A 24,344-nucleotide genomic window follows, 5' to 3' on the forward strand; every position below is an offset into this window, starting at 1 on the left:
AGTGTAAATTCTTATAGATGATACATACCTCTTTCGAGTCTTGTTTATATTTGCTTTGAACTGATAACCGAACCTTTTCGGATGTCGGAACCAATATGTAGTGAAATAAGCACTAGGGGGCCGGCCGCCTATGACAGAAACAGAATTGCATGAGTGTATCCGCAGTACGAGAAGCGGCAACAAGGACGCTTTTCGCAAAATCTACGCACACAGCAAGGACTATGTGTACGGGACCGTTTCGCTGCTTGTCAACAACAAGCAGGATGCAGCTGATGTCGTCAGTGAGGTCTACGTAGAAGTGTTTAAATCGCTGTACCGGTACGACTTTGATAAACCGTTCCGATCCTGGATAACCGGTGTTGTTATCCGACAGGTACGCAACTGGAACCGGAAGCTATGGCGCAAATTTCGATTGTATGAACGAGGCAAGCTCATGGAGCTGCCTGAGCCGAGCCCAGATTCGGAATCACTTTTTCTGCGGCACAAAAATTGCAAATAATTTCCTCATTGAATCAAAAGAGGCCCATGCACTCAACTGGACTCAGCAAAAAGACGGGGCCGCTGTACTCTACACCATTACTTCAACATCCAAGAATGTTACCAAAGCGAATTTGTTGTCCATAGCAGATCAACTGAGATAACAAAGGCAAGAAAAGACGAAGCCGAACCGAAACAAGACGAAGCTGAAGCTGCTTCGTCTTGTTTCTTGTTTTGCAGAAAGTCGGACCGAGTCTTTCAAGTGCATATCCCCCTGATAGATTGCAAATAATTTACATACTACGATGGGGATATAGGTGTTGAAGATGAAGTTCATCAGGAAGTTTACTCAAAAGACAAGGACTAGCAGCAACCGAAACAGAGACGAGAACCATCAAGGTTCCGCCATAGATGACGGTCACCGCCCGTTAGACACAGACCTTGACATCAACATCAAAAGGTTTCGGGAAGAAACAGGAAACAGCCCTGATTTGAAAGTGCGTCAGTTTGAATTGGGGAGCAATCCGCAAATTCGGGTTGCGGCCATTTATAACGAGGGTCTGGTAGATCAGCCCCAGCTAAACGAATTTGTCATCCAGCCGCTGATGCTCTCCAAAGATAGGGGGCGCCTCTCCGAAGCATCCGGAGAGCAGGTCTTTCATTTTCTCCGAAATCACGCCTTGCCGGTCGGAGAAGTCGACACGGTTGAAAATTGGAATGAAGTCATGAACACCGTTATGGACGGGAACACAATTATTTTTATTGATCACTTCCCGGTGGCTATCGGCTGCAACACGTCTGGCGGAGAATGGAGAGGCATCGAAAAGCCTACGACCGAACTGTCGATCCGGGGACCGAAGGATAGTTTTAATGAATCCATATCGACGAATATTTCACTCATACGCAGACGGATAAAAAGCCCGAATCTCTGGTTGGAGATGTATCGGATCGGAGAAATCACCCATACCGATGTGGCTATTATGTACATGAACGGGATTGTAAGTGACCAAATTGTAGAAGAAGTACGACAGCGGCTGACCGGCATAAAAGTGGACGGGATTCTGCAGGCGGGGAATATTGAGCAGCTCATCGAGGATCAGACGATGACGCCGTTTCCCACTGTGTACAATACCGAACGTCCCGATCTGGTATCGCGCTACCTTCTGGATGGGAGGGTGGCCATCATCGTAGACGGGACCCCGTTTGTATTGTTGGTACCCGCATTGTTCACCCAGTTTTTCGTTGCATCGGACGACTACGCCCAACGCTATGACATCAGCAGCTTTATCCGCTTGCTCCGCTATGCAAGCTTCTTGATATCCCTGCTGTGGCCGTCCATCTATATCGCCGCTATCACCTTCCACCAGGAGATGATTCCGACTCCACTGCTGTTCAGCCTGGCCGCTACCCGCGAAGGTGTGCCGTTTCCGGCGCTGGTCGAAGCGCTGCTGATGGAGCTGAGCTTTGAGATATTGCGAGAGGCCGGCATCCGCATGCCGCGGGCGGTGGGCCAGGCGGTGTCCATCGTTGGCGCCCTCGTCCTGGGGCAGGCAGCGGTACAGGCAGGGATTGTCTCGCCCGCGATGGTCATTGTCGTCTCCATTACGGGAATCGCCAGCTTTTCCACGCCTGCGTACAATCTTGCTGTGTCGGCACGGCTCATCCGTTTTGTTCTGATGATCCTGGCGGCGACTTTTGGCTTTTACACATTGACACTGGCTATGATTGTTCTCGTTGCGCATTTGAGCAGTCTGCGCTCGTTTGGCATTCCGTATTTGAGCCCCTATGCCCCGTTTCAGATGGATGACCAAAAGGATGCGCTCGTCCGGCTGCCCCTCTGGATGCTTGCCACCCGCACGAAAGCGATAAACAAAAAGAACATCAAAAAGATGGAGCCAAGCGGACACTCGATGTTGAAAAAGCAGAATAACAGGCCGGAGGGGGAGCGCCATGAGGAGTAGAAGCCTGCTGATGATCTTGTGCATGGCCCTTCTGCTTTTGACAGGCTGCTGGAATAATCGGGAGCTTGGTACGCTGGCCATCGTTACCGCGATTGGATTGGACAAGGGAAAGAATCAGAATGAGCACGTCTTTTCTTTTCAAGTGGTCAACCCTTCCGCCGTGATTTCGGGAACGGTTGGGCAAGGGGACGAAAACATGGGGCCAGTCACCGTTTATACGGAAACGGGGGAAACCCTTTTTGAGGCCGCTCGAAAAGCCTCGCAAAAAGCACCGCGACGGCTTTTTTTCTCCCATGTTCGCTACATCATGATTGGCGAACAGCTAGCCCGCCAAGGCATCAACGGGGTGTTAGACTCTTTTGAGCGGTCCAATGAAATCCGTTTGACGGCCCGCTTGGTTATTGCCAAGGGCAGAACTGCCCAAGAAGTCCTGGCAATCGTCACACCGATGGAAAAGATTCCAGCAACAGCAGGGGTAGGCGCATTGGAATTTTCCGAAGAGCTGTGGGGAGAAAGCATCAAAATCGAGTTCGATGATGTAATCCGGGCTATTGGAAACCCAGGGAGAGAACCGATGATAAGCGCGGTCGAGCTCCTTGGAAATCCGCGAGCCGGCCAGCGTGTGGAAAATATCCAATTGACCAAGCCGGATGTTATCGAGAAGATCGGCGGGATCGGGGCATTTAGAACCGGGAAGCTGGTGGGTTGGCTGGAAGGAGAGCAAGCACGCGGTGTGAATTGGCTTCACGGCAGTTTAAAAAGCTCCGTTTTGATGGTCGATTGCGATGGAAAAAAGGATCAAGTCGGAATCGAGATTACCCGTTCCAAGACGGATATCCAAGGAAAGGTGGTTCAAGGAAAGCCGCAAATCACCGTAACGATAACGGAAGAAGCCAGCATTGCAGATGTCAAATGCGCCATTCATTTGTCCAGTCCAGCGGTCATTTACGAACTGGCAAACAAGCTGGAAGATAAAACGATGCTTCAGATCATGTCGGCCGTGAAAGCAGCCCAACAGTACAAAACAGATATTTTTGGATTTGGAGAAGTAATCCGCCGGGCAGACCCGAAGGCATGGGGGCATTTAAAGCTGGACTGGCCAGACCGCTTTTCCCAACTGCCAGTGGAGGTGAAGGTGAAAGCGTTTATCCGCCAGCCAGGGATGATCACTGAACCATATTTACTAAAGCGAGACAAGAAAATCAGGGATGAATGAAGCGGGGGTGGCCCATCCCACATGGAAAAAATCAGAATCAGTCCAAGACAATTGTTTTGCTTGATTGTATTATTTGAATTAGGGAGTTCACTGGTTATCCCCTTGGGAGCCGATGCGGGGCAAGATGCATGGCTCGCCATTTTGGCAGGGCTGATAGCCGGTTTGCTTATTTTTCAGGTATACTTGTATTTGTATCGGCAATATCCAGCCATTCCTTTGACAGGCTACATACGAAAAATCCTGGGAAATGTCCTTGGGTGGCCCATTTCCTTGTTGTACGTCGCCTTTTTCATTTATGGGTCGGCTCGAATTACACGTGACATCGGCGATTTGCTGTTTAACTCTGTATATGATGAGACCCCTTTGTTTCTGCTGCATTTTCTCATGCTCGCCGCCATTACGTACGTGCTGCACAAAGGGTTTGAGGTATTGGCCAGAACCGGGGAAGTGTTTTTCGGCATCGTGATGATATTGGTATGTGTCGGCATCCTGCTGGTGATATTTTCGGGGATCGTCCAGTTAACGCTTCTTCAGCCAGTTCTGGAGAACGGATGGGAACCCATCTTTCAGGCTGTCGTGTCGCAAACCTACACCTTTCCGTTCGGACAGATCATCTGCTTTGCCATGATTCTTCCCTATCTGGCAAAGCCGGGGCATGCCAGGCGGGCGGGGATGACGGGGTTGATTGTAAGCGGGCTCATTTTAAGCCTGATAACCGCTCTGGAGATTTCCGTTCTTGGCGCTGACCTCGTCCAGCGTTCAACCTTTCCCTTGCTGATCACTCTCAGCAAGGTGGATATTGCCAATTTCCTGCAAAGACTGGATGCGCTTGTCGTCTTTACCCTGATCATCGTCAATTTCTTTAAAATCTCCATCTTTTATTATTCGGCGGTCATCGGTGCTGCCGATCTGTTCAAGGTGGATAAGCTTCGCAGCCTGATCCTCCCGATCGGGGTAATCATCCTGTTCTCCTCCATGAATATTGCCGGCAGTCATGCCGAGCATTCTGTAGAAGGGGACTTTTATTTGAAATATACGCTTGAGTTATTCGTGACCGTCATTCCGCTGTTTTTGTTGGTTGGTTCCTTTATTCGCAGACTTCTCGGCAATCGCGGGGAAAGTGGCTTTTCCACTGAACAGCAGAGGTAAGGCGATTTATCGCTTCGTTTCTTTTGCATGCTTGAAGGTGTGCGCAAAGTGAAAGACAACCACGATCAATAGGAAAATGACGAGGATATATTCAGCGGGAGACATGATCCAGAACAGGTTTGCCAGATTTTGCAAGGATGCCGGAGCACCCAGGCCGATCAAAACATCCATTGCCATTGCAAATAGCAGAGACAGGATTGTCAGGAAAAGAAAGATCAACAAGCTTTTCATGGAGTCCACCTCTTGTGGAAGAGACATTACGCGTATTTTCTGCCAATCACCACGGATTATTCCCGCAAGCATGCAGGGAGACAGTCCGGGGCTCAGAGCAATTTAGCAAAGATAGAGGAGGGCTTCTCGTGAAATATCGCAGATTGGGAAAAACAGAGTTGAAGGTGTCAGTAGTCGGCATCGGGACATGGCAATTCGGCGGCGAATGGGGTATGGATTTCTCCCAGGAGGAAGCGGATCGAATCCTGCACAGAGCCAAGGAACTGGGCATCAATCTGATCGACACAGCGGAGTGCTACGGCGATCACTTGTCGGAGCGGTTGATCGGCGGCTTCCTGAAAAAGGATCGACGGGAAGACTGGGTGGTAGCGACCAAGTTCGGCCATCACTTCCACGACAAGTTTACACGGACGAACAACTACAGTGCAGACGATGTATTGAAACAGCTGGACGCGTCACTTCTGGCGCTGCAGACCGACTATATCGATCTGTATCAGTTCCACTCCGGTCCCGATGAAGCCTTTGACAATGACGAGCTATGGACGGTGCTGGACAAACAGGTGCAAGCAGGGAAGATTCGCCATCTCGGCCTCTCCATCGCCAAGAATGACAACATTCATCAGACAGGATCGGCCCCGAAGGTAAACGCCAAGACAATACAGGTCGTCTACAATCGGTTGGATCGTACCCCTGAGGAGCAGGTTTTCCCCGCGTGCATGGAGAATGACCTGGGTGTACTGGCTCGCGTCCCGCTGGCAAGCGGCTATCTGAGCGGCAAGTACAAGCCGGGTTCCGTCTTTGCCGAAAATGACGTACGCCATAATCACGACCAGGAGCGCGTTCGCTCTTTGCTGCAGCAGGCCGAAGAGATCAAGCAAAACGAAGTGCCTGCGGGTACGGACATGGCACAGTGGGCTTTGGCCTGGTGCTTGAAGCATCCTGCCGTCACTGCGGTGATTCCGGGATGCAAGAGTCCATCTCAGGTGGAAGCGAACGCCAAAGCGGCAGAGCTGGTGAACGAGGACCATCCACAAGCGTGGAAGGCGTGATTGGAAAACCAATGCCATTCCCGTTTGCAAGCAATAAAACAAAACTGTTTTTCAAGCGAGAGAAAAGTAGAAACAAGGTGGTGTTTTTTTGGGTACGGTAGATTTGTCTCTTTTGCCGTGGAATGTGTTCTGGGTGGGCATCGCGTATTTTAGTGTAACGGGAGTTCTTTTCTGCTTTGGCTTTCTTCATCTGTTTCAGAAGAAGACGAAAAGCGGAGTTCTTTTCATGGGCGGAGCCGCAATCAGCGCTTATTTCTTCTTGTCCTATTTATTTACGCATCACATATAGCAGCGCCTCATGCGATCAAACAATAAAGGTATGGCATGGCCAGGTTGCCGTATCAGCGGAGGGTGAAAAAATGGACAAATAACTGTAGATGATCAGATTCAAAAAATGGAGATGAGCTTTTTGACCGTACAAAAAATCATAGAAGATGTTGCGAAACATTTGCAAGGCGTACCTGGCGTAGTAGGAATCGTATTAGGCGGGTCCAGAGCTAGAGGGACTCATCGCCCCACTTCCGACATCGACATCGGCATTTATTATGACGAAGCCGGTGGTTTTGACGCAGCCGAGATCGGAAAAATCGCCACGAAGCTGGATGACGAGCACAGAGAAAACATCATCACACCTCTGGGCGCTTGGGGTCCGTGGGTAAACGGCGGAGGATGGCTGGTCGTTCAAGGGTACCATGTGGACTTTATCTTTCGCGATGTAAACAGGGTCTCGCAAGTAATCGATGATTGCCTGTCAGGTTCTGTCACCGCGAATTACCAAACCGGGCATCCACATGCTTATTTGAATGTGATGTATATGGGCGAGCTGTCGATCTGCCGGATTTTATGCGATCCGGCCAAGAGACTAGCCGCTTTGCAAGCGAAAACCAAGCCGTATCCAAAAGCGTTGCAGCAGGCAATGATCGGGTATTTCATGTTTGAAGCATCGTTCTCTCTGATGTTCGCTGATAAAAACGTTGACAAAGATGATGTGACCTACGTGGCTGGCTGCTGCTTTCGGGCGATTGCATGCTTGAACCAAGTATTATTTGCCAAGAATGAAGAATATTGCATCAATGAGAAAAAGGCTGCAATGATGATCGACCGTTTTTCTGTCAAGCCAAAGGACTACAAGGCCAGGATCGATCAGGTCATTACCTTGTTGTCTGTAGAGGAGGCAAGCACGAGAAGAGGGGTAGAGCAGCTTCGGGAGCTGGTAGCTGAAGTGGAGCAGCTATTAGGCAGCTAACAGTACCCGCTATTTGAGCAGAAAGCACCATGCGTATGGTAGTACTCGCCCAAGAATTTGGAGTGGTATTGGGTGCTAACACATTCTTCCGTTAAACGGTTCTGATTGGTTTTTATTAAAAAAATGGGCTACTTCTCAAATAGGGTGTCTATTTTGAGGTAGCCCATTCTTACATGTTAATGAAAAATTACCATTCAGGATCTACGGACATGATGACAGATGGAGCCTTAATTAATGTTTGCTCAATATCAGAGGATAAAGCAAAAAATCCCAAAAGCAGAACTGAACACAACAGCGTTAAGAACTTTTGCATAAAAAACTCCTCCTGTTTTATTAACTATGATTGCATATATCTGAGATTTTTTCTATGATCTCAGATGGAATACTTCTTTCGCTTTCCTCAATTGAATTCAGTACAAATCCGACACAATTCATTGCCTCTTTGTATTGACCAATTTGTTTGAAATGAGTTGCACTAACCAATGTGTGATTGATTCCTTCGTCAAACTTATCAATCGAGAAATTATAAAATCCCTTAAGTCTTAAATATTTTGCCATCTTTTCAATACGTCTTGGATTCTTGATGGGAACAGAAGGGAAGAAAGTAGCCTCGGAAGCAATTATTTCGTTTACTGTATTTGTGTCTCCGAGGCGCAAGCAATCCTCTATGAGATCGACTACAATAGATATTCGACGTTCCTTATCTACAGAATGGAGCAATTCTTTGTATAGACTGATTGATTTATCATACTGACCCTTCTTTGAATAGATCATTGCTTGTATATGGTCTTGTTTGAAATCAGCAAATTGACTGTTTTTGTATTCTTTCAGGTAAACCTCTGCCAAAGTTGTATCGTCTAAATGTTTATGGCAGACTAAAAATGTAGGTTATGGCAGTTAATTTATGCAGACCCGTAGGGGCTGCATAAATTAAAAAACCACTTGCCAACATCCCCTTATCAAAATACACTCCTGTTGGGCATTACAGACGACGGGAGGTATAAAGTTAGGAGATGTTAGCAGTGGCAGAAATTAATTATATCAGGCATGAGGCAAACAAAAAAGGGCGAGCTTATAGCAAGATTGCCAAACAAATGAATCGTGATTCAAGGACGGTTCAGAAGTATGCAGAAATGGATGATTTCAATCTACAAGAAAAGCCCAAGCAAATTCGAAAAGCTAGAGTCATGGAGCCCGTTAAACCTATTCTTGATCAATGGATCAAAGAGGACTTGAACAAGAAAAAGAAGTTCCGAAGAACAGCACAACGCTTGTTCACGCAATTAGTGGAGGAATACCAATTTACAGGATCATCTCGCTCTGTCAGACAATATGTTTCCCAACGTAAGCACCAGTTAGCGGAGACAAGTGATGCTGCGGCATTGCCATTGGAAACGAGACCTGGATCAGCTCAAGTTGATTTTGGAGAAGCACCATTCAAATATCAGGGAGAAAGTGTTACCTTGCCATTCCTCGTTCTCTCGTTTCCTTATAGCAACACGTTCTACTTTCAAGTTTTCCAGTCTCAGAATCGAGAATGCTTTCTGGAGGGATTAAAGCGTATCTTTCACTATATAGGTGGAGTTCCAAAGGTCATTCGATTTGATAATTTATCACCAGCGGTGAAAAAGATCATGCCAAATGGTCAGCGTGAACTGACGGAGGAATTTCAAAACTTCGTTTTTCATTATGACTTTGAATACGAGTTTTGCAATCCCGGTAGTGGCAATGAAAAAGGGCACGTAGAGGCGATGGTCAAGTACGTTCGCAACAACTTCCTGCTTCCTGAGTTGCAGATACACAATCTTGATCAGCTAAACGAAACCCTTTGGAAAAAAGCCGAGAAAGATCGGGAGAGACCTCATTATGTGAAAGAAACCATGCTTTCCGAACTATATTTGGCAGACAAGGAACACCTTCTTCAATTACCTGCCAAAGAGTTTGATTGTATCCGATATGAACGAGTAAAAGCGGATAAATACGGATATATCCGAGTCGAAAATAAACTCTACTCAACGTCTCCCCGTTTTGCCAAATGTATGGTTTTGGCAAAGATCTCATTTGACCGAGTCGATATTTTAACTGAAGAATATGAGCTGATCGTACAGCATCCCAGGCTGTATGGCAAAGAGCCAAAATCAGTGATTTGGCAGCCATATTTGATATTGATGGCAAAACGGCCAACTGCTATTAAATACACAAGTTTTTATGAACAATTGCCAATCGAATGGCAAGTCTATCTCTCGAATTGCACGGTCCCAGAGAAGCAAGAAGCTCTCCAGCTACTATCCGTCATTTTAAAAAACGATGATATGAAAATACCCACGCAAGCTTTGCAGCTTGCCTCTGAGAATGGTCACCCAGCCGTTGATTCTATTAAGCAGATCTATTATCAACTCATGAATGGCCGTGGACAAAGGGATACCATCCAACCGAAAGGTTTTGTTCCTGCCGTTCCAACAGCCACTAGAGGATTAGCCCATTACAATGAATTTTTTAAGGGAACGGGAGGTCATCACTAGTGGATGCATTGATAAAAGAATATTCAAAGCGTCTCAAGTTGAGTTGGGTTCGGCAACATTTCCATGAGGTTGAAGCTACTACAAATGAAGAGTACTTACTCAAAATACTAGAAAACGAGATACAACAACGAGAAGTACGGAAAATCAATCTGCTCTTTAAACAATCTTCCTTGCCAAGAATAACAGGAAAGCCATTTGAATGGGGTCATATTCAGATGGGACAAGGTCTCACGCAGGATCATATCCTTCATGGTGGATTTATAGAGGAGAAAGAAAATCTGATCTTTTATGGCGGTGTGGGAACGGGGAAAACGTACTTATCCACTCTGATTGGCTTAAATGCCATTCAGCAGCAAGGGAAAAAGATAAAGTTCTTTACTGTCGCTGGATTAGTCAATCGGCTGCTAGACGCTCACGAGACTGGCTCGTTGAGCCGATTCTTTAACCATATTGAGAAGCTAGATCTGTTAATACTCGACGAACTGGGGTATATTCCTCTGCATAAACAAGGTGCAGAACTGCTATTTCAGATTATCTCCATGTGCTACGAAAGAAAAAGTATTATTATCACGACCAATCTACAGTTTGGCCAATGGAATCATATATTTGGTGATCCAATTTTAACAGAGGCAGTTATTGATCGCTTGATTCATCACTCTCATTTGATCGTCTTCAATGGCGAAAGCCATCGATACAAAGAATCGCTATTACACGGTAAATAATTTAGGGGTTGGCAAGTGGTACATTTTTAATTGCCATTTGCTACATTTCTTACTTGCCAAAAACACGTCTAAATACAGGTAGGAGCCGATGACCGCAGTTAAAGCTTCGGCCTTCATATGATTATCTGATTCGTCTCTATCAAAGGCAATTTTGCAAAAGTTTATGCATTCGTCGTATCTCTGTAGTGCGTAGGCATGTATTCCCATACGATAATAGAATTGAACGTAGTCGTGCGGATCTAGATGCTCAGTATAATGTGTTAATTCTATTCCACGCTGGTAAGTTTCTTCAAGGCGAACAAAATCATCTCGCTCTAGTAAGTATCTATCTAGTAATGCTTTGGCAAGGTATCCATGACTCCTTGAATAATTAATGATGGTCTCTAAATACCTGTCGATCAGCTGTTTTTGTTCGGTAAATCCGATTATGGCAGAGAAAAAATCCTCTGGATGAACCAAGGGGGATTGTTAAAAAGAGCAAATCCAAAGAGAAGCTTAAAAACCTCATGCGAAAGATAGCCTGTGCGGCCGGCAGCTCTCTACAGGAGCTAAGCCGGCTTTTTGTTGCCCTTTCATTCCATATCTGCAGGCAAATCATCTTATTCGCCGCTAAACTATTTATTAATTTCTTGGACTGGCTTACAATAAGTTTTGCAAAAAAGTTAGTGCTGTTAAAATTTGCAATGCTGTTAGACAAGGAGATGATCTCTGCAAAGAAAGAACAGTTTCATCTAGGTAGATCAGTTCATTTTGTCCTTAATAAGAATGCGAGAACAACTCAAAAAGCCGCTGGTCAACACCTGCATCATGCGGTGTCGCCTCAGACAAAGGGTTAGAAAGGTACGATCATGAAATCAATCGCAACCAAGGCTGCAACCAAGCAGACGACTCCAAAAGACTTCAATCTCTTTGTATTGACCTGGCCCATCTTTTTGGAATTGTTTTTATTCATGCTCATGGGCAGTGCCGACACCTTCATGTTGAGCGAGGTCTCGGACAATGCCGTTTCGGCGGTTGGAGCGGCCAATCAATATATTTTTATCGCCATCTTGATCATGGAGGTTATCGGAAACGGAGCTTCCATCGTGATTGCCCAGTATATCGGCTCAAACAGACGGGAAGATGCGGCGAGAATTTCCGCCATTGCCGTCACATTGAACCTGATGATCGGCGTTGTGATCAGCACCTGTTTCATCCTGTTTGGAAAATCCCTGCTCCAGTCTGTCAATCTGCAGGGGGAGATTTTGCATTACGCGCAAACCTACATTACGATTGTCGGTGGCGGGCTTTTTCTGCAAGCAGTCATCAATACGCTGGCCAGCATTATACGGACGTATGGCTATACAAAAGAGTCGATGCTTGTATCCTTGGGGATGAATGTCATTCACGTCATCGGAAATTACCTGTTGATTTTTGGCCATCTCGGCTTTCCAGAGCTGGGAGTGGAAGGTGCAGCGATCTCAACCGTTGTAAGCCGGCTCATCTCCCTCTTTATCTTTTTCTGGCTGCTATACCGTCTGATGGAAGTCAAGATCGCGGTCCGGGATTACTTCAGCTTTTCCATGGAATACATCAAAAAAATCTTGCGGATCGGCATTCCCTCCGCGTTTGAGCAGGTAACCTACAATGCGTGTCAGACGGTGTTTCTTTATTACGCGACACTCCTCGGGGCTGTCGAGATGGCATCACGGCAATATGTCATGAACATCTCTACGTTCATCTATCTGTTTAGCTTGGCTATCGGGATGGGGACGGCGATTATCACAGGCCGCATGGTCGGAGCCGGGCGGACCGAGGAAGCGTATAAGCGGGTGTGGCGAAGCTTGCGCTGGGGCCTGTTTTTAACCATTGCCGTTAATATTGTCATTATCCTTTTCCGAGTGCCGATCATCGAGCTCTTTACGGAAGATCGGGAGATAATCGCTCTGGCGACGCAGATCCTTTTGCTTAGCATACTGCTGGAATCCGGCAGGACGTTCAACCTGATCCTGATCAACTCCTTGCGCGCGGCAGGGGATGCCAAATTTCCGGTTTATATGGGGCTGCTGTCGATGGTCTGCATGAGCCTGCCGCTCGGCTATTATCTCGCATTTTCGCTCGATCTGGGCTTGGCGGGAATCTGGCTGGCGATTGCGGCAGATGAGTGGATGCGCGGAATCATCATGTTTTTCCGCTGGAGAAGCAGAGCGTGGGAACAAAAGTCTTTGGTGCATCCATCTGCGTAAAGCGGCTGACCGTGAAAAGATGGTAAGATAGAGATGGCGACCAAAGTTTGATAGAGGAGTGAACCTGTTATGGATAAAGTAATGTTTATCGAGATCGGGATGGGGGTTGATTTGCACGGCCAAAACGTGACAAAAGCAGCCGTGAGAGCGGTGCAAAATGCAATCCACCACAACTCGATGCCGGGTCTGCGATCTGTATTGCCGAATCATGACATCAACATGATGAAAGTAAACGTCAGACTCGCTGTGCCGGCTGACATGGACAAGCTGGATTTGGCTGCCGTTCGTGCAGAATTGCCATACGGCGAAGTCACCTTTGACGTTGTCGAGGGAGGCATGCTCACGAGCAGCGGTGTCGTCCTTGCTGACAAGGAGGATAAAAATGATCTCGCTTATGTGGTCATCGCTTCTGTGGAAGTAGGCTATTGAGCGGCTGCCTGCAGCCTTACAAGGAAAAACCATTTTCCTATTTGGAAGGGAAAGGAAGAACCCGGTGATGCGTTATACCGCCGGGTTCTTTTTATTTGTTGCCTGTGAAGCGGCAACTTCCTGCAAAACGGGAGGTGCAGCTGCTCCTTGCTGCATATCGGTAAAATATTTCACGACAAACTCCCGGAACTTCTTAGCTGCCTTGGAGAGATAGCGCTTTTCATGCCACGCAAGCTGGTACGTTCGCTGACAAACCGGGCTTTCAATATCCAGCTTGATCAATGGAGATTTCTTGTCGGTTTTGCATGCGCCCACAAAAGCGACGCCGAGTCCTGCCTGAACAAGGCTGCTGATCGCGGATGGCTCATCAACCTCGCAGACGACATTGGGTTTGAACCCTGCCTGAAGACAGAACTCATCATTCATTTTCCGAAAAGGAAAGCTCTCCTTGTACCCGACAAATGGATCATGGGCCACCTCGCTCAACGATACGCTTTTTCTAGAAGCCAACCGATGCCCAGGAGGCACCGCCAAAAACACCTCCTCCTTCAGTACGGGCAATTGATGAATGCCCGCACCTTCAATAGGAACGGCAGTAAAACAAAAATCGACATCGCCGTTTTCCATAAGACGCGACATTTCCTCCAGAGAAGCTTGTGTGATCCGAAAATTCACGTTTGGGTGCAGAGCCAGAAAAGCACCTAGCGGCTCAGACAAGCGATGCAAGGTAGGAGTCGCTACATAAATGCTGCCGCGCTCCATCCCCGCCATATCGGCCACCTCTCTGCGCCCTTCTTCCAGTGCAGTCAGCGCCGTTTCCACCTTTTTCAAAAATGCCTGACCGAACATATTGAGGCGGATTTGTCTGCCTTGACGGTCGAACAACGGAACGCCGAGATCCTCTTCAAGCCGTGAAATCGTCTTGCTGAGGGCAGGCTGTGCAATGCGCAGCTCTTGGGCCGCCTTCGTCATATGCTCAAGTCTGGCAACTGTCCGAAAGTAGTGCAGCTGCAGCAGTTCCATATCATCTATCACCCCGGATTCATATCCCCCAGTATATGTAGAGATATATTAATAAATATTTTTATTTCTATAGTATCGATTGTAGAATAAATCGTGCGAGACGACAACAGTGAAACAACCTGGTGAAACCGTGCATGTAGAGGACACACAAAGGTGACGCACATCAGAACAATCTGAAAGAAAGGGGAGTTTACCCATAAACAAGATTGATGTACATCAAGCGGGAGAAAAATTGATTCGACTATTGGCTGTCACGCTCGTCATCTCAGTGATGAGCGCGACTATGTTCAATATCGTTCTGCCTGAGATCAGATCTGATTTTCAACTTTCCTTCGCGCAGGTCAGCTGGGTGTCGGTCTCGTACATGCTGATTTATGCGATCGGAAGCGTCACGTATGGCAAACTGGCGGACACATAAAGGCTGAAAAGCTTGCTCACCTTTGGACTGGCAGCCTTTGCAGTTGGCTCGATGATCGGTCTGGCCGCACAAGCATTTTGGATGGTTCTGCTTGGACGGATTTTACAGGCAGTAGGGGCTTCGGTTATTCCGGCAACAGGCATGATCATACCGATCCGCTATTTTCCACCGGAGAGCAGGGGACGCGCTCTGGGCATATCTGCTACGGGACTTGCGCTGGGTGGGGCGCTTGCGCCAATTGTAGCGGCGTTCGTTGCTAGCTTTGTCCATTGGCGGTGGCTGTTCTGTATCCCTCTTCTCACCCTTATTACGCTCCCGTTTTATCGAAAGTATTTGGACGATGAGCCCGGACGGAAAGGCAAACTGGATTGGATCGGCGCTGGTTTGCTGGCAGGAACGGTGGCTCTGGTGCTTTTGGCTGTTACGAATGGAGGATGGATGCTCGCATTGGCTGGAGCCATCTTGCTTGCCTTGTTTTTGCTTCACATCCATCGTTCAACCGAGCCTTTTGTCCAACCGAGACTGTTTGCAAACAAAAGCTACTCGCTCATGCTCGTGCTTGCTTTTCTGGCAAGCGGAATCGGCTACGCGCTTCCTTTTCTAAGCCCGCAGATGCTGTCCCAACTGAATCAACTCGCTCCCGGAGTCGTCGGTTTTGTCATGGTGCCGGCCGCTATCTCGGCGGCCATTCTGGGAAGGACTGGCGGGAAGCTGGCAGATTCAAAAGGAAATCCCTTTTTGTTCTATACGGCTACGGCATTGCTCTTTATCTGCTTTGTCCTGCTGTCATTCTTTGCCGGGTTCTCCCCGGTCCTTATCGCCGTCATTCTCATCTTCGGCAATGTGGGCCAGACGTTCATTTTAATTGCACTATCCAATACGACCTCCAAACTGCTGCCTAAGGATCAGGTTGGGGTCGGCATGGGAATGATGTCTCTCTTGAACTTTATCGCTGGAGCTGTTTTTGCAAGTGTTTACAGCAAAATCGTCGATCTGGGGAGCGGCTCCGCCGGTAACGTGATCGTTGCCCCTTTATCCGGCGAGGCATCTGTCTACAGCAGCATCTATTTTGTCTTGGCGTGTCTGTACATCGCCATGGTGTCGATTTACTTCACATTGATGAGAAAAACGAGTCAGGCAGGAAAGCTTCATGCGGATGCCTGATGACGGGAATTCGTGTACCCGTGAACGCAACACAATCGTAGAGCAAGAAAGGCAAAGAGAGGATGAAGATCATGAAAGGAAGACCTGTCTGGTCATCATTCTTGCTTAGCTGTTTCCAGAGAAGACGCTTATCGATTTTATCCGGCTTGTTCTGACGAGCGTGAAATAATTCGGATCGGGAATAACGGCGGCGGTCAGATAAGGGGGATACAAGATGCAAAAAGAAAACAGAAACGGAATATTTCTCATAACGGGAGTCATGGCTGCAGGAAAATCAACGATCGCACAAATGCTTGCGGAGAAATTCGAAAAGAGTGTCCACCTGCGGGGAGATGCGTTTCGGAAGATGATCGTCAACGGAAGAGAAGAAATGCTGCCGGAGACATCCCAAGAGTCCGTCCGGCAGCTCAGCCTGCGGCATGAAATAGCGGCTTCGACCGCTGATCGATACTACCGTGCGGGATTTACCGTCGTTTTGCAAGATGTCATAATCGGTTCCTTCCTCGCTGAAACCGTGACGAGGATTCAAAGCAGGCCTTTGTATGTAATCGTTCTGGCTCCCCGTCCGGAAGCCGTAATGGAGAGGGAGAAGAGTCGCCCAAAAACAGGGTACGGACTTTGGACGGCAGACGAGCTTGATCGGCGCTTGCGGGAAGAGACACCCAAGATCGGTCTGTGGCTGGATACCACCAACCAAACCGCAGCGCAAACCCTCGATGAAATATGGGGGAGGGTGTGGGCCCAAGGAATCATCGAAGAAACAGACAGTCCATACTAGCAGGAGTCATCCTCCCGCCCGCGGCGCGCTCTCGAATCCGATTTTTTTATGCGTCCCGTCACAGAAAGGCTTTTTCTCTGAATGACCGCAGCGGCAAAGTGAAAACGTGGAGCCTGCCTCAAACCGGCCGCCGAGCGCATCTATCAGGTCAACATTGCCGTTGACGCGGATGGAGCCGTTATCGTTGATTTTTATCGTGACTTTCTCGTTTTCCAGATTTCATCACCTCGGAAGGATGATCGTGAGTATTGTTCCGGCCAAGCTTGTCATCTCGGAATTTGTTTTCCGGTTTACACCAGCAGACCCTTTTTAAATAAAGGGATCGATCATAATCAGCCAGAGGAAATCCTCTTATGGCTTTAGTACGACTTTAATGCAGCCATCCGTCTTTGTGTCGAAGATCTCATAGCCGTGTTCTGCTTGATCCAGCGGCAAAACATGTGTCACGATGTCTCCGGGATCGACTTTTCCTTCCGCAATCAAGTTGTACAAATGCGGCATGTAGTGAATGATAGGGGCTTGTCCGGTTCTGAGATTCACATTCCGTTGAAAAATGTCGCCGAGCGGGAAAGCATTGTATCTCATCCCGTACACACCCGTAATCTGAATGGTGCCGCCTTTGCGAACAGCCTGGGTTGCGATGACGATGGCGCCCATGGCACCGCCTTGCAGCTTGAGACCTGTCGCTATCATTTCCAAAGGCGTCATTTTCCCGTCCATTCCTACACAGTCGATGACGACGTCCGCTCCGCCTTTGGTCATTTCCTTCAAATGATTGCCGATATTTTCTTCTGCCTCAAAGTTGACAATCTCGACTTGATTGGTTCGCTTGGCATGCTGCAAACGGTAGTCGATATAGTCAACGGCGATCACTCTTTTTGCCCATTTGAGCCAGGCAAATTTTTGGGTAAGCAAACCTACTGGCCCGCATCCGAGAACGATTACCGTATCTCCCTTTTTCACGCCTGCATTGTCTACACTCCAGTAAGCTGTAGCCATGGCATCGGACATCAACACGAGTTTCTCATCTTCAATCTCGCAGTCATCCGGGATGCGAAAAGGGACAAAATTGGCGTAGGGGACACGCAAGAACTCTGCTTGTCCACCTGCATACCCGCCGGCCGTTTCCGAATAGCCGAAAAATGCGCCCGTTTCGCCGTGAGGGTTGGAATTGTCGCATTGACTTTCCAACTGGTTTTTGCAATAGAAGCATTCGCCGCAGCTGATATTAAAAGGGATAATCACACGGTCGCCCTTTTTAACCTTGATGACATTCGGACCCGCTTCCTCGACAATCCCCATTGGTTCGTGACCGATGATAAAGTCCTCGGGCATGTTGGGTATCATGCCGTGAATCAAATGCAAATCAGAGCCGCAGATTGCAGTGGATGTCAGCCTGACAATGATATCGTCCGGCTTTTCAATTTTAGGATCGTTGACCTCTTTTACCTTGACATCTTTGAACCCTTGATACGTAACAGCTTTCATGATTCACCTCCCGTGTGTATTATCCCCTGACGGAATGGCGCTATTCCCATTGGCTATCCAACAAACGCTTGTGATATAATCGTGCAATATGAAATGACATTAGGATCACGGAGGAATTCATGCTTACTTTTGAAGAAAAACTGGCGATTATCGAATCGTTTCCGCAATTACATAAGAAACCGGTGTCGCTTGGCCGTTTCAACTTTCATTTCGAAGAGAGTCTCCATGACAAGAAAATCGTCGTGCAAAACCTGCATCCGAACGGCAATGGCTTTGTATATGCCGGACATTTGCCCAAAAAAGCGACAGACCCAAAGGGCATGGTGAACATTCGCGATTATTCTGCGGATGAACTGCGAGCCATTATTCAAGCTTCAATCGATTACTTGTCCCGTAAACCAGAGCCAAAAGCAAGCACAGATGCAGCTCAGGAACAGACGCGCGAAACTTGGGTGGGTCCAAACGGGCAGACCCTGCAGCTCGTACAGGAAGATGAGCTATGGAATGTTTATGCAGGTCCAAACCTGGAGGAGGCCTTCGAGTCGCATAAAGAGGCGAAACGGTATTTGTTAGAAGAAGGCTTTAAACTGCAATAGCTCACAACAGAAGATCGACCATAAAAACGCTGTTTCCACCTGGAAAACAGCGTTTTCTTTTTGCATATTTTTGCTTGGTAACAGTCAAATCAACTGCATCCTTACGCCGAGTAGGTATGACGGGACCACCGTTGGAATTGAGACAGCATGAGATTGATCATTAGGAGCTATAGGGACAAACGAGCTTACTTGACAGTCGGCTGCTTTCTTGTGTATTCGGAAAAACGGGCAATGCATTCCCCGCTAGATACACCTCCACATTCACGGAATCGGTTTATGAAAGATTGCCATCCTGCAGATAAAACGAAGCAGCGAAAGTCCGGCGGAAAGAAGATCATCTGAGCAAGCAGTCAATAGAGGAAAGATCCTGGCTCATTTCTGCTCACTTGAAAAATCAATTGTACATCCCTATTTCCTCCCCGTATAATAGTCACCAACAGACAAAAGCAACACAATCCAACAAAGAATAAGAAAACACACAAACCAACAAGTGAATTACTGTGGCGAACAAAAGCGGGAGGGGAAAATGCCATGTACGTAGACTATCATGTCCATTTGGAGGAGGGGCCGTACTCCCTTCGTTGGTGGACCCGGACGGCAGAGGCTTTGCTTTCATTTCGTCAAACGGCTGGCCAAAAACATGCGCTGGAATGGATGGAAGATCTGTCGGACCAGATGAACAGGCGAATCAAGCAAGGAGCCTACTCGCGTGTATGGCTCGACTTGTACCGTAAGCGGGCCAAAGAATTGGGTCTCTCACACGTTGGAATCGTGGATCATCTCTACCGCTTCAAGGAATTCAAGCCCTACTTTGAAGCAAACATAAATCTCGGAGACGATGAGCTGGGACGCATGCAGAAGCTTTGGCTGGATCAGGTCTGCTGCACCTCAATCGATGCGTTCGTCTCCTTTATTCAGGAGCAAAAACGGATCTGGGAGTCCGACGGCATCGATTTGCGGCTAGGCATCGAAGCGGACTATTTTTCCGGCGGAGAAGCTGTGCTTGCCCCATTGATTAGGCAATATCCCTGGGATCATGTCATCGGCTCTGTCCATTTTGTCGGCGGCTGGGGGTTTGACAATCCGGATACACAGTCACGGTTTGCGGAGACAGACTTGAGGCTGCTTTATCGCGATGTGTTTCAGACAGTGGAGGAGGCGATCTCATCCGGACTGTTCGACATCATCGCGCATTTGGACAATCTCAAGGTATTTGGCCACCGGCCGGAAGAAGAGCAGCTTCTCCCGTACTATCAGCGCATTGCCCAACTGCTGCGGCAGCACGATACAGCCACAGAGATCAACACGGGTCTGTTCTATCGCTACCCCGTAAAAGAAATGTGCCCGAGCCCGAGCTTTCTGCGAGTTTTGCGTGAGCAGGGCGTTCCGATCACAACATCCTCTGACGCCCATTTCCCCGACCATTTGGGCAGCTTTTTGCCAGAAGCCCGCAAAGCGCTGAAAGCGGCAGGGTACACGGAGATCGTCACATTTGAAAAACGCGTCCGCCGTGAGGCAGCACTTCAGTAACAAGAAGTACCGCAATCACACATACAGAAGAATCATTTCAAGTGTAAGAAAAGAGTGGAGCAAAGGAGCTCGGCTCTTTTTTTATAAAAAACATTTGAAATCTTCAGTCAATTCACTATATAATAAAAACGAAAAACAACTAAAAAACGGGAAAACAAATCAATTAATGTGTAATTGGTCTTGTCTTAACCGATGCAGATTGGAAGGGGAGCCAGGAGAGGGAACAAAGGGGAGGGATTTGGGATGAAAAAATGGTATAGCGCATTTTTGACTGGTGTTCTGCTGTTATCGGTTCTCGCAGGTTGCGGACAATCCTCCAGTCCGGCTGCCGGGGGCAAGGGGGGCTCATCTGAGCTTACCGTTTACACTGCACTTGAAGACGACCAGCTAAAAGCCTACGTGGACGCCTTCAAAAAAGCACACCCGGAGATCAAGCTAAATATCGTCAGGGATTCTACCGGGGTCATTGTAGCCAAGCTGATTGCGGAGAAAGACAATCCGCAAGCGGATGTGGTGTGGGGTACAGCTGCGACTGAGCTTTTGGGAGCAGAATTCCAAGGCGTACTGGAACCGTATTCGCCAAAAGGCATTGAGCGGATATTGCCGGAATTTAGAGATTCGAAAGAGCCGGCGCACTGGGTCGGCATCGATGCCTTTGAGACCGCCTTTGTCGTCAATACCAAGGAACTGGAAAAACACAATCTGCCCATCCCAAAAACATATCGTGATCTGATCAAACCAGAGTACAAAGGGATGATCGTCATGCCCAACCCGTCCTCTTCGGGCACCGGATTCTTTACGGTCTCAGCCTGGATCCAGCTCTGGGGAGAGGAAGAAGCCTGGAAGTACATGGACAAATTGCACGAAAACATCGCCCTCTATACACATTCCGGGTCCAAGCCCGCGAAGATGGCTGCAGCCGGTGAATATCCGATCGGGATCTCTTTCGGATACCGGGGCATTACCGAAAAGAAAAAAGGGGCTCCGCTTGAAGTCGTCTTCCCCGAAGAAGGCGCTGGCTGGGATGTAGAGGCCAACGCCCTCGTCAAAAAGAAACAGATCAAGCCGGAAGCCAAGCTGTTCCTCGACTGGGCCATTACGGATGAAGCCATGAAGGAATACAATAAAAACTTTGCCATCATTACGCTTAGCAGCGCTGGCGGGACGATTCCGGAGGGCTATACGAAAGATCCCAAATCACAGCTCATCCAGAACGATTTAAGCAAAGTGGCCAAAGAACGGCCAAAGATCCTGGCAGAGTGGGATAAACGATTCAGCACAAAGAGCGAGCCGAAAAACTAACGCTATTCGTGGTTGCAAGCTTCGAATCCAGTGAAATGGAGGAAGGGAGGAACGTATGGCAAATCCATATCTTTCCATCAAGGGAATCAGGAAAACGTTCGGCAAGTTTGTAGCGCTCACGTCCATCGACATCGACATCAAAAAGAACGAGTTTATCTGCCTGCTCGGACCAAGCGGATGCGGGAAAACCACACTGCTCCGTATTTTGGCAGGGTTGGAGCAGCCAACGGATGGCCGGATATTCGTAGGTGGCCGAGACATTACAGCCCTCCCCCCGGCAAAGCGCAACTTTGGCATGATGTTTCAGTCATACGCCCTGTTTCCCAACCTGACGGCGGCTCAAAATATCGCCTATGGACTTCAGGCCAAAAAGCTTTCCAAAAAAGAAGTGCAGGAAAAAGTGCAGGAAGTATTGGCGCTGATCGATCTGGAGCATATTCGCGACAAGTATCCCTCCCAACTGTCCGGTGGCCAGCAGCAGCGTGTCGCTTTGGCCCGGGCCATCGCCCTGTCCCCGGACTTTCTGCTCCTGGATGAGCCGCTTTCGGCTTTGGATGCCAAGGTTCGCCTCAAATTGCGCCGGGAACTGAGGAATCTGCATGAAAAAATCGGCATTACGACGATCATGGTGACGCATGATCAGGAAGAAGCGTTGACGATGGCTGACCGGATCGTCGTGATGAACAACGCGGAAGTGGTTCAGGTAGGAACTCCCCAGGAGGTATATCAAAAGCCGAACAGCCCGTTCGTTGCGGATTTCGTAGGAGCCATCAACTTTTTGGAACCGTCTGTTTTTTCCGGTCATGCAAAAGGAGAGGACCGCCTTCTGGCCATTCGCCCGGAAAACATTCACCTGATGGAACCCGAAGCGGAGTACAGCCAGAAGGCCATCGTCCAAGACATGGAATTTCGCGGCTCCTTTTACCGTGTCACACTGCAGCTCACAAGCGAGCAGGACGGCATTCTTCCCCACCTCGTCACGATGGACCTTCCTGTGGGCCAAACACACCGTCTGGGGCTCAGCCGGGATAAGCGGGTCGCTTTTGAAATGCCGATCGAAAGTCTGATCTCGTTTGATCAGGCAGCCGTGGCGAAAAAGACGGGGAGTGACCAGCGATGAGCACAAGAACCGTCCGCCAGAAGATGGGCAGGGATGAGTTGATTCAGAAAATTCTGATCACAGGCATCGTGATCGTCCTGTTCATCAGCGTCCTGATGCCGCTGGGCGATTTGTTCAGCCGAGCATTTCTCGACGAGAGCGGCCAATACATCGGCTTCTCCAACTTTGTCCATTACTTTGCCACACCTGCTCTTGTCCAGTCGTTTACCAACACCTTGTACGTGTCCGGGATCACGACGATCATTTCTGTGGCTATGGCTTTTCTGTACGCATTTGCCCTGACGCGGACTGACATGAGGGGCAAGACATTTTTTCGCTATGCCGCGATGCTGCCGCTGTTTGCTCCGACGATGATGCACGGGATCGCACTTACCTATCTGTTTGGCAACCAGGGAATTCTCACGACGGGATTTTTCGGACTCTTGCCCGGCTTTGAGATGGAGCTGTACGGACCGCTCGGGATTATTATCTCGGAGGTAATCTATACGTTTCCGCAGGCCTACCTGATCATGGCCGTTTCGCTGGCATTTGCCGACTACAATTTGTACGAGGCGGCGGAGACGATGGGGGCGAGCCGTCTCCGCCAGTTTTTAACGGTGACCCTGCCGAATGTCAAGTACGGTCTGGTCAGTGCGATCTTCGTCTGTTTTACCTTGAGCTTTACTGACTTCGGCGCTCCGAAAGTGGTGGGCGGTCAATTCAACGTGCTGGCCACGGACATCTACAAGCAGGTGATTGGCCAACAAAATACGACGATGGGGGCCACTGTGGGGATTATCCTGATCTTGCCTGCGATTCTCGCATTTATCGTCGACAGGATCGTGGAGAGGAAGCAGAACTCAGCCGTCACAGCCAAGTCCACGCCGTACAAGATCACACCGAGAAAGTGGCGGGATCATGCTTTCTTTGCCTACTGCTCACTGATTACAGCTTCGATCTTCATCATGCTCGGTACGGTCGTCTTCGCTTCGCTTGTAAAGGTCTGGCCCTATGATCTGAGCATGACGCTTGCCCACTTCGACTTTACAAAAGTAGCGGGGGAGGGAATGCAGCCATTTTGGAACAGCATGCTCGTCGCCTTCTACAGTGCGGCAGCGGGAACGGTGATCACCTTTGTCAATGCTTATATCATCGAAAAAACGCGGTTTCTCAAGGGGATGCGCCAGGTAGGATACTTTCTTTCCATCCTGCCGCTCGCCCTGCCTGGGTTGGTGATCGGGCTTGCGTACATTTTCTTCTTCAACCATCCTGACAACCCGTTGAACTGGATTTACGGCACTGTGCTCATCCTCGTAATCGCGAATATCGTCCACTTCTACGCGGTTCCGTTCATCACGGCGACGACCGCGCTGAAAAAGCTGGACAAGGAATTTGAACTCGCATCCGAATCGATGGGCGTGCCATTCTATATCACTTTTTTGCGGGTGACGGTACCCATGTCGTTGCCAGCCATTTTGGAGATCGCCGTCTACTACTTTATCAACTCCATGGTTACTATCTCTGCCGTCGTCTTTCTTTACTCCGCCGACTTCAAGCTGGCTTCAGTCTCCATCGTCAACATGGATGACGCCGGTGATGTTGCCGCAGCGGCTGCGATGTCCGTCTTGATCGTGGCGACCAACATCGTCGTCCGGATCGTCTACGAAATCGGCACCCGAAAGGTGAGAAAGAAAACGGAGGCATGGCAAAAAAGATAAA

22 protein-coding genes and 1 pseudogene are annotated in these 24,344 nt (G+C 48.6%); 18 read left to right on the plus strand and 5 right to left on the minus strand.

Annotated features, from left to right (window positions below):
- The first annotated feature begins 130 nt into the window (after positions 1-130).
- From NSQ24_RS13470 to NSQ24_RS13485, 4 genes are all read left to right on the plus strand, one after another.
- The gene (locus NSQ24_RS13470) at positions 131-499 is read left to right on the plus strand and encodes a sigma factor (protein ID WP_052259727.1); all 369 of its coding nucleotides are present in this window, start codon (positions 131-133) and stop codon (positions 497-499) included.
- A 304-nt stretch (positions 500-803) separates the two neighbouring features.
- Positions 804-2,438: a spore germination protein gene (locus NSQ24_RS13475; protein WP_338463472.1), complete on the plus strand. Its 1,635-nt coding sequence runs from the start codon at positions 804-806 to the stop codon at positions 2,436-2,438.
- A complete protein-coding gene (locus NSQ24_RS13480) occupies positions 2,428-3,654 on the plus strand; it encodes a Ger(x)C family spore germination protein (protein WP_339165996.1) in 1,227 nt (408 codons plus the stop codon). Before NSQ24_RS13475 ends, NSQ24_RS13480 begins: the two co-directional genes overlap by 11 nt.
- Positions 3,655-3,675: 21 nt before the next feature.
- The gene (locus tag NSQ24_RS13485) at positions 3,676-4,803 is read left to right on the plus strand and encodes a GerAB/ArcD/ProY family transporter (protein ID WP_327927034.1); all 1,128 of its coding nucleotides are present in this window, start codon (positions 3,676-3,678) and stop codon (positions 4,801-4,803) included.
- Positions 4,804-4,809: 6 nt separating this feature from the next.
- Here NSQ24_RS13485 and NSQ24_RS13490 read toward each other — a convergent pair whose 3' ends face one another.
- Positions 4,810-5,034, minus strand: a complete 225-nt coding sequence (locus NSQ24_RS13490) for a hypothetical protein (protein WP_251247484.1) — start codon at positions 5,032-5,034, stop codon at positions 4,810-4,812.
- 128 nt (positions 5,035-5,162) lie between these two features.
- Here NSQ24_RS13490 and NSQ24_RS13495 point away from each other — a divergent pair, with 128 nt between their 5' ends.
- The 3 genes from NSQ24_RS13495 (at position 5,163) to NSQ24_RS13505 (ending at position 7,329) form a co-directional block, all read left to right on the plus strand.
- Complete coding sequence (locus NSQ24_RS13495) at positions 5,163-6,083, plus strand: aldo/keto reductase (protein WP_039071225.1); 921 nt, start codon at positions 5,163-5,165, stop codon at positions 6,081-6,083.
- 88 nt (positions 6,084-6,171) lie between these two features.
- The gene (locus NSQ24_RS13500; protein WP_003386797.1) at positions 6,172-6,372 is read left to right on the plus strand and encodes a hypothetical protein; all 201 of its coding nucleotides are present in this window, start codon (positions 6,172-6,174) and stop codon (positions 6,370-6,372) included.
- Positions 6,373-6,483: 111 nt separating this feature from the next.
- Positions 6,484-7,329, plus strand: a complete 846-nt coding sequence (locus tag NSQ24_RS13505; protein ID WP_039071244.1) for a nucleotidyltransferase domain-containing protein — start codon at positions 6,484-6,486, stop codon at positions 7,327-7,329.
- Positions 7,330-7,662: 333 nt separating this feature from the next.
- Here the strand turns inward: NSQ24_RS13505 and NSQ24_RS13510 are convergent, their stop codons facing one another.
- Positions 7,663-8,175, minus strand: coding sequence for a hypothetical protein (locus NSQ24_RS13510; RefSeq protein WP_339165998.1), 513 nt, complete (start codon positions 8,173-8,175; stop codon positions 7,663-7,665).
- A gap of 167 nt (positions 8,176-8,342) precedes the next feature.
- Here NSQ24_RS13510 and istA point away from each other — a divergent pair, with 167 nt between their 5' ends.
- The 4 genes from istA (at position 8,343) to NSQ24_RS13530 (ending at position 13,227) form a co-directional block, all read left to right on the plus strand.
- A complete protein-coding gene (istA, locus tag NSQ24_RS13515; protein WP_024985313.1) occupies positions 8,343-9,851 on the plus strand; it encodes an IS21 family transposase in 1,509 nt (502 codons plus the stop codon).
- Complete coding sequence (istB, locus tag NSQ24_RS13520; RefSeq protein WP_122915621.1) at positions 9,851-10,573, plus strand: IS21-like element helper ATPase IstB; 723 nt, start codon at positions 9,851-9,853, stop codon at positions 10,571-10,573. The genes istA and istB overlap by 1 nt, the downstream gene beginning before the upstream one ends.
- A gap of 848 nt (positions 10,574-11,421) precedes the next feature.
- Positions 11,422-12,798, plus strand: a complete 1,377-nt coding sequence (locus tag NSQ24_RS13525; RefSeq protein WP_003386789.1) for an MATE family efflux transporter — start codon at positions 11,422-11,424, stop codon at positions 12,796-12,798.
- 69 nt (positions 12,799-12,867) lie between these two features.
- Positions 12,868-13,227, plus strand: a complete 360-nt coding sequence (locus NSQ24_RS13530) for a Lin0512 family protein (protein ID WP_003386788.1) — start codon at positions 12,868-12,870, stop codon at positions 13,225-13,227.
- 72 nt (positions 13,228-13,299) lie between these two features.
- On the opposite strand, the gene NSQ24_RS13535 is transcribed toward NSQ24_RS13530, so the two are convergent.
- Complete coding sequence (locus tag NSQ24_RS13535; protein WP_122958542.1) at positions 13,300-14,250, minus strand: LysR family transcriptional regulator; 951 nt, start codon at positions 14,248-14,250, stop codon at positions 13,300-13,302.
- Between the two features lie 196 nt (positions 14,251-14,446).
- Between NSQ24_RS13535 and NSQ24_RS13540 the strand changes: the two are divergent.
- Both NSQ24_RS13540 and NSQ24_RS13545 read left to right on the plus strand, forming a co-directional pair.
- A pseudogene (locus NSQ24_RS13540) lies at positions 14,447-15,832 on the plus strand (MFS transporter).
- A gap of 214 nt (positions 15,833-16,046) precedes the next feature.
- On the plus strand, positions 16,047-16,610 hold the full coding sequence (locus NSQ24_RS13545; RefSeq protein ID WP_003386783.1) for an AAA family ATPase: 564 nt from the start codon (positions 16,047-16,049) through the stop codon (positions 16,608-16,610).
- 6 nt (positions 16,611-16,616) lie between these two features.
- On the opposite strand, the gene NSQ24_RS13550 is transcribed toward NSQ24_RS13545, so the two are convergent.
- Entirely contained in the window at positions 16,617-16,826 is a 210-nt protein-coding gene (locus NSQ24_RS13550; protein ID WP_081607731.1) for a CDGSH iron-sulfur domain-containing protein, read from the minus strand.
- 135 nt (positions 16,827-16,961) lie between these two features.
- Complete coding sequence (locus tag NSQ24_RS13555) at positions 16,962-18,098, minus strand: zinc-dependent alcohol dehydrogenase (protein ID WP_339166001.1); 1,137 nt, start codon at positions 18,096-18,098, stop codon at positions 16,962-16,964.
- A 119-nt stretch (positions 18,099-18,217) separates the two neighbouring features.
- Between NSQ24_RS13555 and NSQ24_RS13560 the strand changes: the two genes are divergently transcribed.
- The 5 genes from NSQ24_RS13560 to NSQ24_RS13580 all read left to right on the plus strand — a co-directional run bounded on the left by NSQ24_RS13560 (position 18,218) and on the right by NSQ24_RS13580 (position 24,343).
- On the plus strand, positions 18,218-18,694 hold the full coding sequence (locus tag NSQ24_RS13560; RefSeq protein WP_024984852.1) for a hypothetical protein: 477 nt from the start codon (positions 18,218-18,220) through the stop codon (positions 18,692-18,694).
- A gap of 531 nt (positions 18,695-19,225) precedes the next feature.
- On the plus strand, positions 19,226-20,224 hold the full coding sequence (locus NSQ24_RS13565) for a histidinol phosphate phosphatase domain-containing protein (RefSeq protein WP_338461042.1): 999 nt from the start codon (positions 19,226-19,228) through the stop codon (positions 20,222-20,224).
- A gap of 243 nt (positions 20,225-20,467) precedes the next feature.
- Positions 20,468-21,526: a putative 2-aminoethylphosphonate ABC transporter substrate-binding protein gene (locus tag NSQ24_RS13570; RefSeq protein WP_031933028.1), complete on the plus strand. Its 1,059-nt coding sequence runs from the start codon at positions 20,468-20,470 to the stop codon at positions 21,524-21,526.
- 55 nt (positions 21,527-21,581) lie between these two features.
- Positions 21,582-22,646, plus strand: a complete 1,065-nt coding sequence (locus NSQ24_RS13575; RefSeq protein ID WP_003386777.1) for a putative 2-aminoethylphosphonate ABC transporter ATP-binding protein — start codon at positions 21,582-21,584, stop codon at positions 22,644-22,646.
- Positions 22,643-24,343, plus strand: a complete 1,701-nt coding sequence (locus NSQ24_RS13580; protein ID WP_339166005.1) for a putative 2-aminoethylphosphonate ABC transporter permease subunit — start codon at positions 22,643-22,645, stop codon at positions 24,341-24,343. The genes NSQ24_RS13575 and NSQ24_RS13580 overlap by 4 nt, the downstream gene beginning before the upstream one ends.
- The last annotated feature ends 1 nt before the right edge of the window (position 24,344 follow it).

It is taken from the genome of Brevibacillus sp. FSL L8-0520 (assembly GCF_037963895.1).
Classification (GTDB): domain Bacteria; phylum Bacillota; class Bacilli; order Brevibacillales; family Brevibacillaceae; genus Brevibacillus; species Brevibacillus borstelensis.